The organism is Massilia sp. YIM B02769 (assembly GCF_030411995.1).
GTDB lineage: Bacteria > Pseudomonadota > Gammaproteobacteria > Burkholderiales > Burkholderiaceae_D > Telluria.
The window spans coordinates 135,590-149,311 of sequence record NZ_JASNRC010000003.1; the positions used below are offsets into that span (position 1 = coordinate 135,590).

11 protein-coding genes are annotated in these 13,722 nt (G+C 64.7%); 5 read left to right on the top strand and 6 right to left on the bottom strand.

The features are described from left to right. Positions 1 to 5: 5 nt before the first annotated feature. The 4 genes from QPK31_RS05740 to QPK31_RS05755 all read left to right on the top strand — a co-directional run bounded on the left by QPK31_RS05740 (position 6) and on the right by QPK31_RS05755 (position 4,889). Positions 6 to 1,208 carry a 5-(carboxyamino)imidazole ribonucleotide synthase gene (locus QPK31_RS05740; RefSeq protein ID WP_290421984.1) on the top strand — a complete coding sequence of 401 codons (1,203 nt, stop codon included), beginning with the start codon at positions 6 to 8 and terminating at the stop codon, positions 1,206 to 1,208. Beyond that, positions 1,205 to 2,233, top strand: coding sequence for an L-threonylcarbamoyladenylate synthase (locus QPK31_RS05745; RefSeq protein WP_290421985.1), 1,029 nt, complete (start codon positions 1,205 to 1,207; stop codon positions 2,231 to 2,233). The genes QPK31_RS05740 and QPK31_RS05745 overlap by 4 nt, the downstream gene beginning before the upstream one ends. A 535-nt stretch (positions 2,234 to 2,768) precedes the next feature. Further along, a complete protein-coding gene (locus tag QPK31_RS05750; RefSeq protein WP_290421986.1) occupies positions 2,769 to 4,124 on the top strand; it encodes an SGNH/GDSL hydrolase family protein in 1,356 nt (451 codons plus the stop codon). An 84-nt stretch (positions 4,125 to 4,208) separates the two neighbouring features. Beyond that, the gene (locus QPK31_RS05755) at positions 4,209 to 4,889 is read left to right on the top strand and encodes an OmpW family protein (RefSeq protein ID WP_290421987.1); all 681 of its coding nucleotides are present in this window, start codon (positions 4,209 to 4,211) and stop codon (positions 4,887 to 4,889) included. Positions 4,890 to 5,189: 300 nt separating this feature from the next. Here the strand turns inward: QPK31_RS05755 and QPK31_RS05760 are convergent, their stop codons facing one another. The 5 genes from QPK31_RS05760 to QPK31_RS05780 all read right to left on the bottom strand — a co-directional run bounded on the left by QPK31_RS05760 (position 5,190) and on the right by QPK31_RS05780 (position 11,510). Further along, the gene (locus QPK31_RS05760; RefSeq protein WP_290421988.1) at positions 5,190 to 7,301 is read right to left on the bottom strand and encodes a bifunctional diguanylate cyclase/phosphodiesterase; all 2,112 of its coding nucleotides are present in this window, start codon (positions 7,299 to 7,301) and stop codon (positions 5,190 to 5,192) included. A gap of 430 nt (positions 7,302 to 7,731) precedes the next feature. Then, on the bottom strand, positions 7,732 to 8,925 hold the full coding sequence (locus QPK31_RS05765; protein ID WP_290421989.1) for an acyl-CoA dehydrogenase: 1,194 nt from the start codon (positions 8,923 to 8,925) through the stop codon (positions 7,732 to 7,734). Between the two features lie 142 nt (positions 8,926 to 9,067). Beyond that, complete coding sequence (locus QPK31_RS05770) at positions 9,068 to 10,000, bottom strand: AraC family transcriptional regulator (RefSeq protein WP_290421990.1); 933 nt, start codon at positions 9,998 to 10,000, stop codon at positions 9,068 to 9,070. Between the two features lie 50 nt (positions 10,001 to 10,050). Continuing rightward, positions 10,051 to 10,887 carry an oxidoreductase gene (locus QPK31_RS05775; RefSeq protein ID WP_290421991.1) on the bottom strand — a complete coding sequence of 279 codons (837 nt, stop codon included), beginning with the start codon at positions 10,885 to 10,887 and terminating at the stop codon, positions 10,051 to 10,053. A gap of 119 nt (positions 10,888 to 11,006) precedes the next feature. Then, positions 11,007 to 11,510, bottom strand: a complete 504-nt coding sequence (locus QPK31_RS05780; RefSeq protein WP_290421992.1) for a flavin reductase family protein — start codon at positions 11,508 to 11,510, stop codon at positions 11,007 to 11,009. Between the two features lie 155 nt (positions 11,511 to 11,665). Here QPK31_RS05780 and msrA point away from each other — a divergent pair, with 155 nt between their 5' ends. Continuing rightward, a complete protein-coding gene (gene msrA / locus QPK31_RS05785) occupies positions 11,666 to 12,205 on the top strand; it encodes a peptide-methionine (S)-S-oxide reductase MsrA (RefSeq protein ID WP_290421993.1) in 540 nt (179 codons plus the stop codon). A 221-nt stretch (positions 12,206 to 12,426) separates the two neighbouring features. On the opposite strand, the gene QPK31_RS05790 is transcribed toward msrA, so the two are convergent. Continuing rightward, on the bottom strand, positions 12,427 to 13,632 hold the full coding sequence (locus QPK31_RS05790; protein WP_290421994.1) for a cyclopropane-fatty-acyl-phospholipid synthase family protein: 1,206 nt from the start codon (positions 13,630 to 13,632) through the stop codon (positions 12,427 to 12,429). Between the last annotated feature and the right edge of the window lie 90 nt (positions 13,633 to 13,722).

Here is a 13,722-nt window from a genome sequence, read left to right on the forward strand (position 1 = left end):
ATCGTATGAGTAATTCGCAGCATCCTTCGTTTCTTCCCACCGCCAACCCGCCGACCTGGCTGGGCGTGATGGGAGGCGGCCAGCTCGGCCGCATGTTCGCCCACGCCGCCCAGGCGATGGGCTACAAGGTCGCCGTGCTGGAGCCCAGCGCCGATTGCCCTGCGGGGCAGGTGGCCGAGCGCCTGGTCCAGGCCGACTACAACGACAGCATCGCGCTCGGCCAGCTGGCGGCCCTGTGCAGCGCCGTCACCACCGAGTTCGAGAACGTGCCGGCCGACAGCATGAACTTGCTGGCGCAAGGCAGCTTCGTCGCGCCTGCGGGTGCGTGCGTGGCGATTGCCCAGGACCGCGTGCTGGAAAAGCGCTTCTTCGTCGATTGCGCGAGCAAGTCCGGCGTGCTGCCGGCGCCGCACAAAGTGATTGCCTCGCTGGAAGACATCGACGCCATCGGTGACGACCTGCTGCCGGGCATCCTGAAGACCGTGCGCATGGGCTACGACGGCAAGGGGCAGGTGCGTGTGAAGAGCCGCGAGGATGTGCGCGCCGCTTTCGAGTCCATGGGTGGCGTGACCTGCCTGCTGGAAAAGATGCTGCCGCTGGCCTATGAGGTATCGGTGCTGACCGCACGCGGCGCCGACGGGCAATCCGTGGTGTATCCGATTGCCGAGAACGTGCACCGCGACGGCATCCTGTTCACCACCACCGTGCCTGGCCCGAATGTGTCGGCCGACTGCGCGCAACAGGCGCAGGATGCCGCACGCGCCATCGTGGCCGAGCTCGGCTATGTGGGCGTGCTCTGCATCGAATTCTTCGTGCTGGAAGACGGCTCGCTGGTGGTCAACGAAATGGCGCCGCGTCCGCACAACAGCGGCCACTACACGATCGACGCCTGCGTCACCAGCCAGTTCGCCCAGCAGGTGCGGGCCATGGCGCGCCTGCCGCTGGGCGATGTGCGCCAGCATTCGCCGGCCGTCATGCTGAACATCCTGGGCGACGTCTGGTTCGACGGCAACCAGGATGGCGGCAACCCGCGCGAACCCGCCTGGGACCGCGTGCTGGCGCTGCCGGGCGCCTTTTTGCACCTGTACGGCAAGGATGACCCGCGCCGCGGTCGCAAGATGGGCCACGTGAGCTTCGTCGCGCCAACGCTGGCTCAGGCGCAGGAACAATTGCGCGCAGCCTGCGCCATCCTCGGGATCGCAGCATGAGCCAGGATGGAGCAATCGACCTGGCCGCCATCGACGCCGGAGCGCGCGCGCTGGAAGCCGGCCAGCTGGTCGCCTTCCCGACCGAGACCGTGTACGGCCTCGGCGCCGATGCCGAGAACCCGGCCGCTGTCGCCGCCATTTACGCCGCCAAGGGCCGGCCGCAGGATCACCCGGTGATCGTGCACCTGGCGCCGGAAGCCGACATGGCGCACTGGGCCTGCGAGATTCCGCCGGAGGCGCATGCGCTGGCCGAGGCCTTCTGGCCCGGTCCGCTGACCATGATCCTGAAGCGCGCCCCGAACATCCCGGATGCGGTGAGCGGCGGCCAGGACACGGTGGGTTTGCGTTGCCCGTCGCACCCGGTGGCGATTGCCCTGTTGCGCGCCTTCAAGGGCGGGCAGGGCGGCGTCGCCGCGCCTTCGGCCAACAAGTTCGGCCATGTGAGCCCGACGCTGGCGCACCACGTACGCGACGAGTTCGACGCCGACGGTTCGGTGGCGCTGGTGCTCGACGGCGGCGCCTCGCAAGTCGGCATCGAGTCGACCATCGTCGATCTGTCGCGCCTGGCCACCCACGGGCCGGTGCTGCTGCGCCCGGGTCACGTGAGCGCGGAAGCGATTGCCGCCGTGATCGACCGCATGCCGGCCGCGCCCGATGTGGCCGCGCCGCGCGCCTCGGGCACGCTCGAATCGCATTACGCGCCGCATACGCCGGTGGCGATGCAGGACACGGCGACCCTGGCCCAGACCCTGGCACGCATGGAGGAAGCCGGCCGCAAGGTCGCGCTGATCCATTATTCCGACTTGCCGGCGGCCCACGCCAGCCAGCGCCTGCCGGCCACGCCGGACGGCTTTGCGCATGCGCTGTACGCGGCCTTGCGCGCCATGGACGGGCAGGGCGCCGACCTGATCCTGGTCGAAGCGCCGCCGCAGAATGGCGCCTGGCTGGGCGTCAACGACCGCCTGCGCCGCGCGGCGCACGGCTCGACCGGCATCGTGCACGGTTTGCTCAACCGCGACGTGTAAGCGTAGGGTGGGTTCTCCGAACCCACCTGTCGTACGATGCGTTCGTTTGCAGTGGTAGGGTGGACACCTGTGTCCACGCTGTCGTACCGTTGCATACCTGGCCATATGCAGGCGCTGTACGGCGTGGACACAGGTGTCCACCCTACAAGCTGCTCAACCGCGACGTCTAATCTCATCGTTGCGTGATATCGGTAGGGTGGGTTCTCGAACCCACCATGTCGTTGCGTCATCCGGACGGTGGGTTCAAGAACCCACCCTACATGTCGAGCCGCGCCATTGCGTTGCATCACGCCTACGGTTACCCCAAAAATCCACCGCACATACCTCCCTGTTACCGTCAGACATATAACGAGCGTTAATGCTTGTTATAATCCAGCGCGTTGCCAGTAATTTATCCCCGTCAACTGTTGTCTCCTGCCGACGACACGACAATTGACCCATATACAAGCGGAAAGAACACTGGCATATTAGTTACGGCACGAATAGCACGGGCGTTCGTTTCACAGAAAAAACATCCTTTCCATCAGGAGACACAATGCGTCAAAAGAATTTTGCGCTCGCACTGCTGACCGCAGCTGCGCTCGCCGCTTGCGGCGGCACCGGTAGCAGCGGTGGCGACCAATCCCACCCGATCACCTTCAGCCAGCAAGTCACCTTCGGCGACAGCCTGTCGGACGTCGGCACCTACAACGTCGGCGCCGTGAAGGTTGCCGGCGGCGGCAAGTTCTCGATCAATGGTTCGGAAACCTCGAAGGATCCGGCACTGACCGGCCTGAACTGGACCGAAGTGCTGGCTGCCGAACTGCGTCTGCCGGCCCCATGCGCGGCCCAGACCGGCCTGGAAGGCACCAACAACGACGCCAACCCGGCACTCGACTTCAACGTCCCGATCGTCAACAACGTCAACTGCTTCAACTACGCCCAGGGCGGCGCCCGCGTGACCAATCCTATCGGTCCGGGCAACAAGGTCGTCAAGCCTGAAATCGGCGAAATGACCGTCCCGGTCGCCACCCAGGTCCAGATGCACCTGGCCAAGACCGGCGGCAAGTTCAGCGGCACCGAACTGGTCACCATCATGGCCGGCGGCAACGACGTCCTGATGCAACTGGCCGCCGTCAGCTCGGCCGGCACCACCGCAGGCCAGCAAGCCTTCCCGGGCCTGCTGATCAGCGGCCTGGTCGCCACCACCCCGAACCCGGCAACCGCGCTGCCGCTGATCCAGCAAGCCGTCGTGACGAATGCCGCGAATGGCCAGACCGCGATCATCAACGCGGCTGTCGGCGCTGCGGTCGGACAAGGCGCCACCCTGGACGCCGCGCGTGCCGCTGCCGCCAAGGCCGGTACCGATGCCACCGCCGCCGGCGCCAAGGCTGCCGCCGAGTATGCCGCCGCGAACGCGCAAACCCTGGTCGCCGCACTGGGCAAGGCCGGCGCGGAAAAAGCCGCCATCGTCAAGGATATCGTCGCCAAGGGCGCCAAGTACGTTGTCGTGAACAACCTGCCGGACGTGGCCAACACCCCGTCGGGCCGCGCCCAGCCTGCGCTGCAGCCGCTGATCGACACCATGGTCAACGCCTTCAACACCCAGCTGAAGGCCGGCCTGGGCGAGAGCCCGGCCATCCTGTACGTCGACCTGTACAGCATCAGCCGCGACCAGATGACCAACCCGAAGACCAAGGAAATCTATGGTCTGAGCAACGTCACGACGCCGGCCTGCGACCTGGCCAACCCGGCGGTCAAGGAAACCTCGCTGCTGTGCACCACGCGTACCCTGGTCGCTGGCGATACCGCGCACTTCATGTATGCCGACAGCATCCACCCGACCCCGTACGAGTACTGGCTGATCGCGCGCTATATCTTGAAAGATATGGCCGTCAAGGGCTGGCTGTAATCCCGGGCTGAAGAACAAAGCGCTCAGCCGCGCACCGGCCTGAAGCAGGGCGGTGTGCGGCTCCAATAAGAATCAGGAGAAATAATGAAAGTACGTTTGAATAGCGTCGTGAAAATGGCCGTCGCCGCTGCCGCGCTGGCATGCGCGACCGGCGCCTCGGCCCAGTCGGCCGGCCAGTGGACCGCGAAATTCGGCTTCAACCAGCTGACCCCGAAAGTCGAGAGTGGCGACCTGACCGGTCCGGCCCTGCCGTTCACCAAGGCAGGCGTCGACCGCGACATCCAGCCGGTGCTGATCTTCGCCTACGGCCTGACCAACAACATCTCGGCCGAAGTCGCGCTGGGCACCCCGTACAAGCACAAGATCAAGGGCGCAGGCTCGATCGAAGGCACGGGCGAACTGGGCACCGTCGAGGCGCTGCCACCGACCCTGTTCCTGCAATACCGCTTCTTCGAGCCGACCGCGACCTTCCGTCCGTACATCGGCCTGGGCGCGACCTACGCCTACTTCATGAAGGAACGCGGTTCGGGCAAGCTGACCGCCCTGACCAACCCGGGCGGCCCTGCCACGACCTTCGACATCGATAACAAGTTCACCTACACCGGCCAGATCGGCGTGGCGATGAACCTGAGCGAGAAATGGTTCGTCGACGCGACCGTCAACAAGAGCCGCCTGCGCACCGACGTGCACTTCTCGACCGGCCAGACCCAGCACATGAAGCTGGATCCGGTGGCAGTGGTGCTGGCGGTGGGTTACAAGTTCTAAGCAGTCACGCAATCGAAAAAGCCAGCATGGTTAGCCGTGCTGGCTTTTTTATTTGCGGGCGAAGATTTCGTAGGGTGGGCACTCCGTGCCCACGCGGTACGCACGGCTCCGAAGCCGTTGGCAGTGAGGCGTCGCTCGAAACGCATGCAACGGCTAGCGGCTTCGCTTCGGGGCAGCGGGCGATGTTTTACGGCCAGTGGCGAGAAGGACACGCACGTAACCGCGTGGGCACTTCGTGTTTGAGGCCCCCGGCCTCAAACACCCCACCGTACGGTTACCTACCGTGGCCGAAATGCGGCATCAGTGCACGCCGGCCGCATACTGCGCAAACCGCTCGCCGCTGAGCGCCTTCTCGTACAGGTAGCCCTGGAAGCCATAGCACCCGGCCTCCGACAGAAACTCCCGCTGCCCCGCCGTCTCCACTCCTTCCGCAATCACCTGCAGCCCCAGGCTGCCCCCCAAAGCAATGATCGAGCGCACGATCGAGGCGTCGTTGCCGTTGGTGAGCACGTCGCGCATGAAGGAATAATCGATCTTCAGCTGGTCGAGCGGCAGCTTGCGCAAATAGGCCAGCGAAGAATACCCGGTGCCGAAGTCGTCGAGCGAGAAGGTGATGCCGAGGCGGCGCAGGGTTTCCATGGTCTGCACCGTGTGCGCGAAATCGGTGACGACCAGGGTTTCGGTGAGCTCGAATTTCAGTCCGTGCGGGTCGACGCCGGTGGCCGCCAGGATTTCCTGGGTCATGGCCACGAAATCGGGCTCGACGAACTGGCGCGCGCTGACGTTCACCGACAGCGACAGGTGGCGGGTGGCCGGGTTGCGCTGCCAGTTGGCGAGTTCGGCGCAGGCCGTGCCGAGCACCCAGCGGCCGATGTCGACGATCAGGCTGGTTTCCTCGGCCGCCTTGATGAATTCGGTCGGATACAGCACCTCGCCGTTCGGCTGGCGCCAGCGCAGCAGGGCTTCGGCGCCGATCACGCGGCTGGCGCCGTCGAGTTGCGGCTGGTAGTTCAGCATGAACTCGTGGTTGCGTAGGGCGCGCCGCAGGCCGGTCTCGAGTTCCGAACGCGCGCTCCAGGCCGCCTGCATGGCCGGGTCGAAGAAACGGAAGGTGTTGCGGCCGGCGGCCTTGGCTTGGTACATCGCGGTGTCGGCCTGCTTCAATGCCGACTCCACGGTGTCGGTCATGCCGCTGATCATGGTCACACCCACGCTGGTCGAGACCGCATACATGAAGTCGGCCAGCTGGAAGGGCGCCGACATGGCCGCGACGATCTTCGCCGCCACGGTCTCGGCCTGGTGCGCGGCGGCGGCCATCGTGTCTTCCTCGGGCGGCACCAGGATCACGAATTCGTCGCCGCCCAGGCGCGCCACCATGTCGGCCTCGCGCACGCTGTTTTCCAGGCGCCGCGCCACCGCCTGCAGCAGCACGTCGCCGGCGGCGTGGCCGTGGGTGTCGTTCAGGGTCTTGAAGTTGTCGAGGTCGCAGAACATCAGCGCCCCGTACTTGCGCGAGCGCGCGCTGCCGATCAGGGCGCGGCGCAGGTGGTCCATCAGGCTGGCGCGGTTCGGCAGTTCGGTGAGGGCGTCGAAATAGGCGAGGCGGTGGATGCGCGCCTCGTTGCTCTTGCGCTCGCTGATGTCGGTGCTGATCACCAGGATTTTTTGCGGCATGCCGGCCGCGGCATTCGCCGGCACCACGGTCCAGCGGGTGTCGGCCTGCATGGTGACGCCGTCGCGCCGGTGCTGGTGCAGTTCGCCCGACCATTCGCCTTCCTGCAGCGCATTGCGCCAGGCTTCGCTGTAGGCGGCGTGGTCGTCGCACAGCAGGTCCGGCATGTGCTGGCCGCGCACTTCCTCGGCGCTCCAGCCGTACAGGCGCTCGGCGCCCTTGTTCCAGTAGGTGATGCGCGCGCTCATGTCCATGACGAAGATGGCGTCGCGCGCCTTGTCGAGCAGCGAGGCCTGCTCCAGGGCCAGCATGTCGGCGCGGCGCACCACCGTGATGTCGGCAATGAAGCCCTCCAGCGCCACCACGGCGCCGCGCTCATCGTAGACGGCGGCGCCTTGCTCCCAGGCCCAGCGCATTTGGCCGGAGGCGTTCGTGATGCGGTAGCTGAGCTGGTAGGCGCGGCGGTCGCGGATCGCCGCATTCGTGTCGTCCGCCACCTTGGCGCGGTCGTCGGGATGGATCAGGCTGGCAAACGAGAGCGGGTGCTCGCCGATAAAGGCCGAAGCCGGATAGCCCGTCAGGCGTTCCATGCCGGCACTGACGAACTCCATGGTCCACTTGGGATCATTCAGGCAACGGTACACAGCCCCAGGCAAGTTACTAAGCAACAGATCCAGGGACAATGCCGATGCATCGGTTGACCGAGAGTTTGTCGATGTCAGGGTGGGGGTGAGATTCATGTTCCGCGCTTGTAGGTGGGTGGAACACTAGTTGAAAATTAATTTATTGTACACAGTGTAAAGACGAATTTGTATAGATTTGTAATCGTGCGGCACTTTTTCGCGCTAATGGTTAATAAATTCATACGAATAGTAAGCGAGGGGAAATGCAGTTGGGGCAATATTGATGGGCGCCGGAAATGCGGGTGGAAGTGGCGGCTAATCCGCCGACGAGGAAATACGACGATGTTTGTCTCTGCCGGAGCTGGAATAGCATTCGATGAAATGCAATTCCGTGAAGGGAATATCTACGGATATTCCAGAATAAGAGAATGGATTATGTCGCGATGCTAAACCGGATAGCCCATCCGGTTTAGCCAGGATAAAAAGTATTTTATTTTCACGGGAAATCGCTTTCATGGAAACCGATTGCCGCGACCCGCATGGCTTATCAGAACGCGGCAATACCGGTTTGCGCCCGGCCCAGGATCAGCGCGTGGATGTCATGCGTGCCTTCATAGGTATTCACCACTTCCAGGTTCACCATGTGGCGGATGATCCCGAACTCGTCCGAGATGCCATTCCCGCCCAGCATATCGCGTGCAGTCCGCGCGATGTCCAGCGACTTACCGCAGGAATTGCGCTTCATGATCGAGGTGATCTCGACCGCCGCCGTGCCTTCATCCTTCATACGGCCCAGGCGCAGGCAGCCTTGCAGGCCCAGCGTGATCTCGGTCTGCATGTCGGCCAGTTTCTTTTGCACCAGCTGGTTCGCCGCCAAAGGTTTCCCGAACTGGTTACGGTCCATGGTGTACTGGCGCGCCGTATGCCAGCAGGCTTCGGCCGCGCCCAGTGCGCCCCAGGCGATGCCGTAGCGCGCCGAGTTCAGGCACGTGAACGGACCTTTCAGGCCGCGCACGTCCGGGAAGGCGTTCTCTTCAGGGCAGAACACGTTGTCCATCACGATCTCGCCGGTGACCGAGGAACGCAGGCCGAATTTGCCGTGAATCGCCGGGGCCGACAAGCCTTCCATACCCTTTTCCAGCACGAAGCCGCGGATCGCGCCTTCGTCGTCCTTGGCCCAGACCACGAACACATCGGCCACCGGCGAATTGGTGATCCACATCTTCGAGCCGGTGAGCGCGTAGCCGCCGTCGACCTTGCGCGCACGGGTCACCATCGAGCCTGGATCCGAACCATGGTTCGGTTCCGTCAAACCGAAGCAGCCGATCCACTCGCCGGTGGCCAGCTTCGGCAGGTATTTCTGCTTGGTCGCCTCGTTACCGAATTCAAAGATCGGCACCATCACGAGCGAGGACTGCACGCTCATCATCGAGCGGTAGCCCGAATCGACGCGCTCGACTTCGCGCGCGATCAGGCCATAGGCGACGTAGTTCAGGCCAGGGCCGCCGTACTGTTCCGGAATGGTCGGGCCGAGCAGGCCGAGTTCGCCCATTTCGCGGAAGATCGAGGTGTCCATGGTCTCGTGGCGGAAGGCCTCGAGGATGCGCGGCTGCAGCTTGTCCTGGCAGTAGGCGGCGGCGGCGTCGCGCACCATGCGCTCTTCGTCGGTCAATTGGCTGTTCAGCAGCAGCGGGTCGTCCCAGTGGAAGGCGGTCTTGCGGGTCGAAGCGGAGGTGGTCATGGATCGGTCCTGTCTCTGTCGGATTCTTGTAGGCGGCATACGCACGGGCGGCGCTCCGGAGTCAGGGAATTATAGGAAGGACGTACTGACGCTGCTTTTCAAACTGCGACAGGCATTTTCATTTTCGCTCGAAGCGCAATGTCTACTGGGTAAAGGAAACCGCGCCCGCCAGCCCCGCATCGCGCAAGCGCACCATGTCGCGTGTCGGCGCATTACCGAAGTGACGCGCGTATTCGCGGCTGAACTGCGAGGCGCTGAGGTAGCCGACGCGCTGGCAGGCCAGGTTGGCGTCCATGCCGGTCGCCAGCATCAGGCGCCGCGCTTCCTGCAGGCGCAGGGTCTTCTGGAATTGCAGCGGGCTCATCGAGGTGAGCGACTTGAACTGGCCGTGCAGCGAGGAAGGGCTCATGTGCGCCAGTTGCGCCATGTCGTCGATGCGCATCGGCTGGTCGTAGTGCGCGCGGATCCAGGCCACCACCTTGCCGATGCGGTGGGTCTCGATCCTGCCCATCTGCGCCAGGCGCGCGCCGAAGGGGCCGCGCAGCAGGCGCAGCATGATTTCGTCCTGCACCAGCGGGCCGAGCAGGGCGGCGTCCTCGGGCCGGGCGGCCAGTGCCAGCAGGCGTGCGGCGGCGTCGATGATTTCTTCGCCCGCCTGGGCCACGTAGACGGCGCGGCCGGTGCGCACCGGCGGCACGCCTTCCGGGTAAGCCTTCAGGATCAGCTCGCTAAGGCGTTCCAGGTCGAAATCGAAGCGGAACGACAGGTAGGGTGCGGCCACGCTGGCTTGCCGGATCATGGCGGCGATCGGCAGGTCGAGCGAAAAGATCAGCATGCGCGACGGGTCATAGTCGTAGGACTCGTCGCCCAGCATTACGGTCTTGGCGCCCTGCGCGACGATGCATAGCGCGGGCCGGTGCAGGCCGTGCACCAGCTCCGCGCTGTCGTTCGAGGCGCGCACCGCGTGCACGCCCGGGATGCAGGTCGCAAACGTGCCGTCCTGGGGCGCGCTGGCGGCCAGCAGGCCGGCCAGCCGGGTCAAGCCGAGGTCGATGGAAGGAGAGGGCGCATTCATGGCGTAGTCGTCGTCATGTGTCGCTGAAGAATACACCATGCACACGGTACTCAGGCAGCGTGGTCGGTCGATACCGTCAGCGCCGCGAAGGCCGCCATCTCGGTGCGCCGGGCGTCGAGCGCGGCGCCGGCCATGGCCAGGGCATCGCTGCCGGCCAGGAACTGGCGTGGCGGCGCGGCCATCGCGGCCAGTTCGACCACGGCGGCGGCCAGCTTGACCGGGTCGCCCAGCTGCTTGCCCTTGTAGGCGCCATACGCCTGCTCGATCGAACCGTGGGCGGCGTAGTCGTCGATGGCGGCGGCGCCGTAGCGCACCGAGCTCGGGTCGAGGAATTCGGTGCGGAAGAAGCCGGGTTCGACCGTCGTGACCTTGATTCCGAACGGCGCCACTTCCAGCGCCAGCGAGGCCGTCAAGCCTTCGATGGCGTACTTGCTGGCGCAATACACCGAGGCGCCGTCGAAGCCCGTGATGCCGGCGATCGAGCTGATGTTCATGATGTGGCCGCCACGCTGGCGCCGCATGGTCGGCAGCACGGCGCGCAGCATGTGCATCACGCCGTGCACGTTGACGGCGAACTGCTGGGCGATGTCGGCACTGGAGACTTCTTCCAGGCGGCCCAGCAGGCCGTAGGCGGCGTTGTTCACCAGCACGTCGATGCGGCCGAAGCGTTCGACGGCGGCGGCAATGGCCGGCGCCGCCTGGGCTTCGTCGGCGACGTCGAGTTCGACCAGGGCGATGCGTTCGGGGTCGGCGCCGGCAAAGGTGTCCTGCAGTTGGCCCAGCTTGCGGGCGGTGGCCACGACCTTGTCGCCGTTGGCGAGGGCTGCGCGTGCGATCTCGGCGCCGATGCCGCGGCCGGCGCCGGTAATCATCCAGACTTTGCTCATGGTGTCTCTTCCTTTGATAAAGCGTTGCGAGGAAGAGAAATGGTAGGGCGGGGAGGGCAGCGAGGCTTGCCTGAAACTCCAGGGAGCTGGCGCGATCCTCGCCGGTTGCGTGACTGGATTTACGCCGTGACGCCGAAACGCCCGCCGTGGAACAGCAGCGCCGGCTGCGGCTCGACTGCGCATTCCTCGACTTCGCCGACAAAGATCACGTGGTCGCCTTCGGGATAGCGGCTGCGGTTATGGCATTCGAACCAGGCCACGGCGCCCTTCAGGATCGGCTGGCCGGTGCGCGACAGGTCGTAGTCGACACCGTCGAACGGGTTGTCGGTACGGCGCGAAAAACGCAGCGCCAGTTCTTCCTGGCCGGCCGCCAGCACGTTGATGACGTAGTGCGAATTGCCGCTGAAGATGGGCATGCTGTTCGCCGCCGCGCCCAGGCTCCACAGCACCAGCGGCGGATCGAGCGAGACGGAATTGAAGGAACTGGCGGTCAGCCCACGGAAGCTGCCGTCCTCGAGGCGCGTCGTGATGACGGTGACCCCGGTCGCAAATTGCGACAGTGCCTGGCGGAAATGCGCCGAATCGAAACCGCGCTCGGTGGCGCGGGGAGAGCGTGTGTTCATCGGACCCTTAAAAAGTTGCATGCTCATTATGCCATCGCGGGGCGCGCGATGCCGCCTGGCTCGTATCCGCATCCGGTTCGCGCCATATGTTGCGTCTGCACAAAGTGTGGCTTTACGTTACAGTGAAGCCATCACTAACACTATCGAGGTATGCGATGAGCGAGCAAACAGCAACCGGCGTGGCGATCCTTGGCGGCGGATGCTTCTGGTGCGTCGAGGCCGTTTATCTGGAAGTGCGCGGCGTCACGCGCGTGGAATCGGGCTACATGGGCGGCCATGTGGTGAATCCGACCTATGAGCAGGTATGCGGCGCGGCCACCGGCCACGCTGAAGTCGTGCGGCTGGAATTCGATCCGTCGGTAATCAGCTACCGCGACATCCTGCAGATCTTCTTTACCATCCACGACCCGACCACCCAGGACCGCCAGGGCAACGACGTCGGCCCGCAATACCGCTCGGTGATCTTTACCCAGGATACCGAACAGGAAGCGACCGCGCGGCAGGTGATGGCGGAAATGGCGGCCGTGTGGGATGCGCCGATCGTGACCCAGGTGCTGCCGGAAGAAACCTGGTACAAGGCCGAGGAGTATCACCAGAATTATTATGCGCAGCACCCGATGCAGGGCTATTGCGCGTTCGTGGTGGCGCCGAAGGTGGCGAAGTTCAGGAAGACGTTCCAGCAGTTTATGAAGTAAGGCAAACCCCGGAATTGGCGGGGTTTCGTAGGGTGGGCTCTCGAGCCCGCGCTGTGTCAGCACATGAAAAGAAGCCAACTCACCGCGAGTCCAATATCGCAGCGTTTCGATAGATCATCCGTGCCATACAGCGTGGGCTCGAGAGCCCACCCTACGAAAAACACCGTCGTGCCATAAACACCATCGGGCCATAAACACCGCCGCACGAACACACCGCCGCCTCACTCGTACATGTACTTCCTCGACCACGGTATCTGCGCCGGGTCTTCCCCCGCCTTGCCGCACACGATCTGATACAAACTGATCCAGTCGTGCGCGAACGCGTAGGCGCAGCCGGCCAGGTACACGTGCCAGATGCGGAAGCGCTTGCCGTCGGTCAGCCGCGCGATCTCGTCGGCATGGTTCTCGAAATTCTCGGTCCAGGCGGCGCAGGTTTTCGCATAGTGGCGGCGCAGGTTTTCCACGTCGCGCACTTCCAGTCCTCCCGCCTGCATGGCCTTGATCACCGCCCCCAGGTGAGCCAATTCTCCCTGCGGGAACACGTACTGGTCGATGAATTCGCCGCCGCCGTAGGGCGTGGCGCGGCCTTCGACGTCGGTCGAGGTGATGCCGTGGTTCATGACCACGCCGCCCGGCGCCAGCAGGGTGTTGATGCGCGCGAAATACTCGGGCAGGTGCTGCACACCCACGTGCTCGAACATGCCGACGCTGGTGATGCGGTCGAACTGGCCGGTGACGTCGCGGTAGTCCTGCAGGCGGATCTCGACCCGCCCGTCCAGCCCCGCCGCCTGCACGCGTTCGCGCGCCAGCGCGGCCTGGTTCTCCGACAGCGTGACCCCGAGCACACGCGCGCCGAAACGGTCGGCCGCGCGGATCGCCAGCGCACCCCAGCCGCAGCCGATGTCGAGCAGGGTCTGGCCGGGGCGCAGGCCGATCTTGGTGAGGATGTGGTCGATCTTGCGGACCTGCGCCGTGGCCAGGTCCTCGGCGCCGGTGTCGAAGTAGGCGCAGGAATACACCAGGTTCGGGTCGAGCCAGGCCGCGTAGAAATCGTTGGAGACGTCGTAGTGGTAGCGGATCGCTTCGGCGTCCTTGCGGCGCGTGTGCGGCGAAAACAGGCGCAGCGGATGCGTGAAGTGGCGTCCGTGCTTGCCGGTGGAAGCGGCCAGTTCGCTGCCGATGCGGATCATGTCGGCGGCCCGTCCCTTGATCTCGAGGGCGCCTTCCACGTAGGCTTGCCCGAGCTTGTACAGCGAGGGCGAGAGCAGGTAGCGCAGCGACGACGGCTGCGGTACGCGGATGGTGACGAGCGGCGGGTCGGACGACAGGTCGATGCGCTCGCCATTCCACAGTTCGACACGCAGGGGCAGCGACAGCTTGCTGCGCATGCCCGTGCTCCAGGCGCCGATTTTCAGTTCGTTAAACACGTTTCCTCCGGCCAGCGTAACGGCATGACGGAACCCGTGCGGACACGGGCTGTGCGTGAAACGATTGCGTGCAGCGGTGGTGCAGTGGTG

Bases quoted from the DNA above. Each gene is read 5' to 3' on its own strand.
- QPK31_RS05765 (WP_290421989.1), bottom strand. From the start codon at position 8,925: ATGACCACCTCCGCTTCGACCCGCAAGACCGCCTTCCACTGGGACGAC.
- QPK31_RS05740 (WP_290421984.1), top strand. From the start codon at position 6: ATGAGTAATTCGCAGCATCCTTCGTTTCTTCCCACCGCCAACCCGCCG.
- QPK31_RS05755 (WP_290421987.1), top strand. From the start codon at position 4,209: ATGAAAGTACGTTTGAATAGCGTCGTGAAAATGGCCGTCGCCGCTGCC.
- QPK31_RS05760 (WP_290421988.1), bottom strand. From the start codon at position 7,301: ATGAATCTCACCCCCACCCTGACATCGACAAACTCTCGGTCAACCGAT.
- QPK31_RS05750 (WP_290421986.1), top strand. From the start codon at position 2,769: ATGCGTCAAAAGAATTTTGCGCTCGCACTGCTGACCGCAGCTGCGCTC.
- QPK31_RS05770 (WP_290421990.1), bottom strand. From the start codon at position 10,000: ATGAATGCGCCCTCTCCTTCCATCGACCTCGGCTTGACCCGGCTGGCC.
- QPK31_RS05775 (WP_290421991.1), bottom strand. From the start codon at position 10,887: ATGAGCAAAGTCTGGATGATTACCGGCGCCGGCCGCGGCATCGGCGCC.
- msrA (WP_290421993.1), top strand. From the start codon at position 11,666: ATGAGCGAGCAAACAGCAACCGGCGTGGCGATCCTTGGCGGCGGATGC.
- QPK31_RS05780 (WP_290421992.1), bottom strand. From the start codon at position 11,510: ATGAACACACGCTCTCCCCGCGCCACCGAGCGCGGTTTCGATTCGGCG.
- QPK31_RS05745 (WP_290421985.1), top strand. From the start codon at position 1,205: ATGAGCCAGGATGGAGCAATCGACCTGGCCGCCATCGACGCCGGAGCG.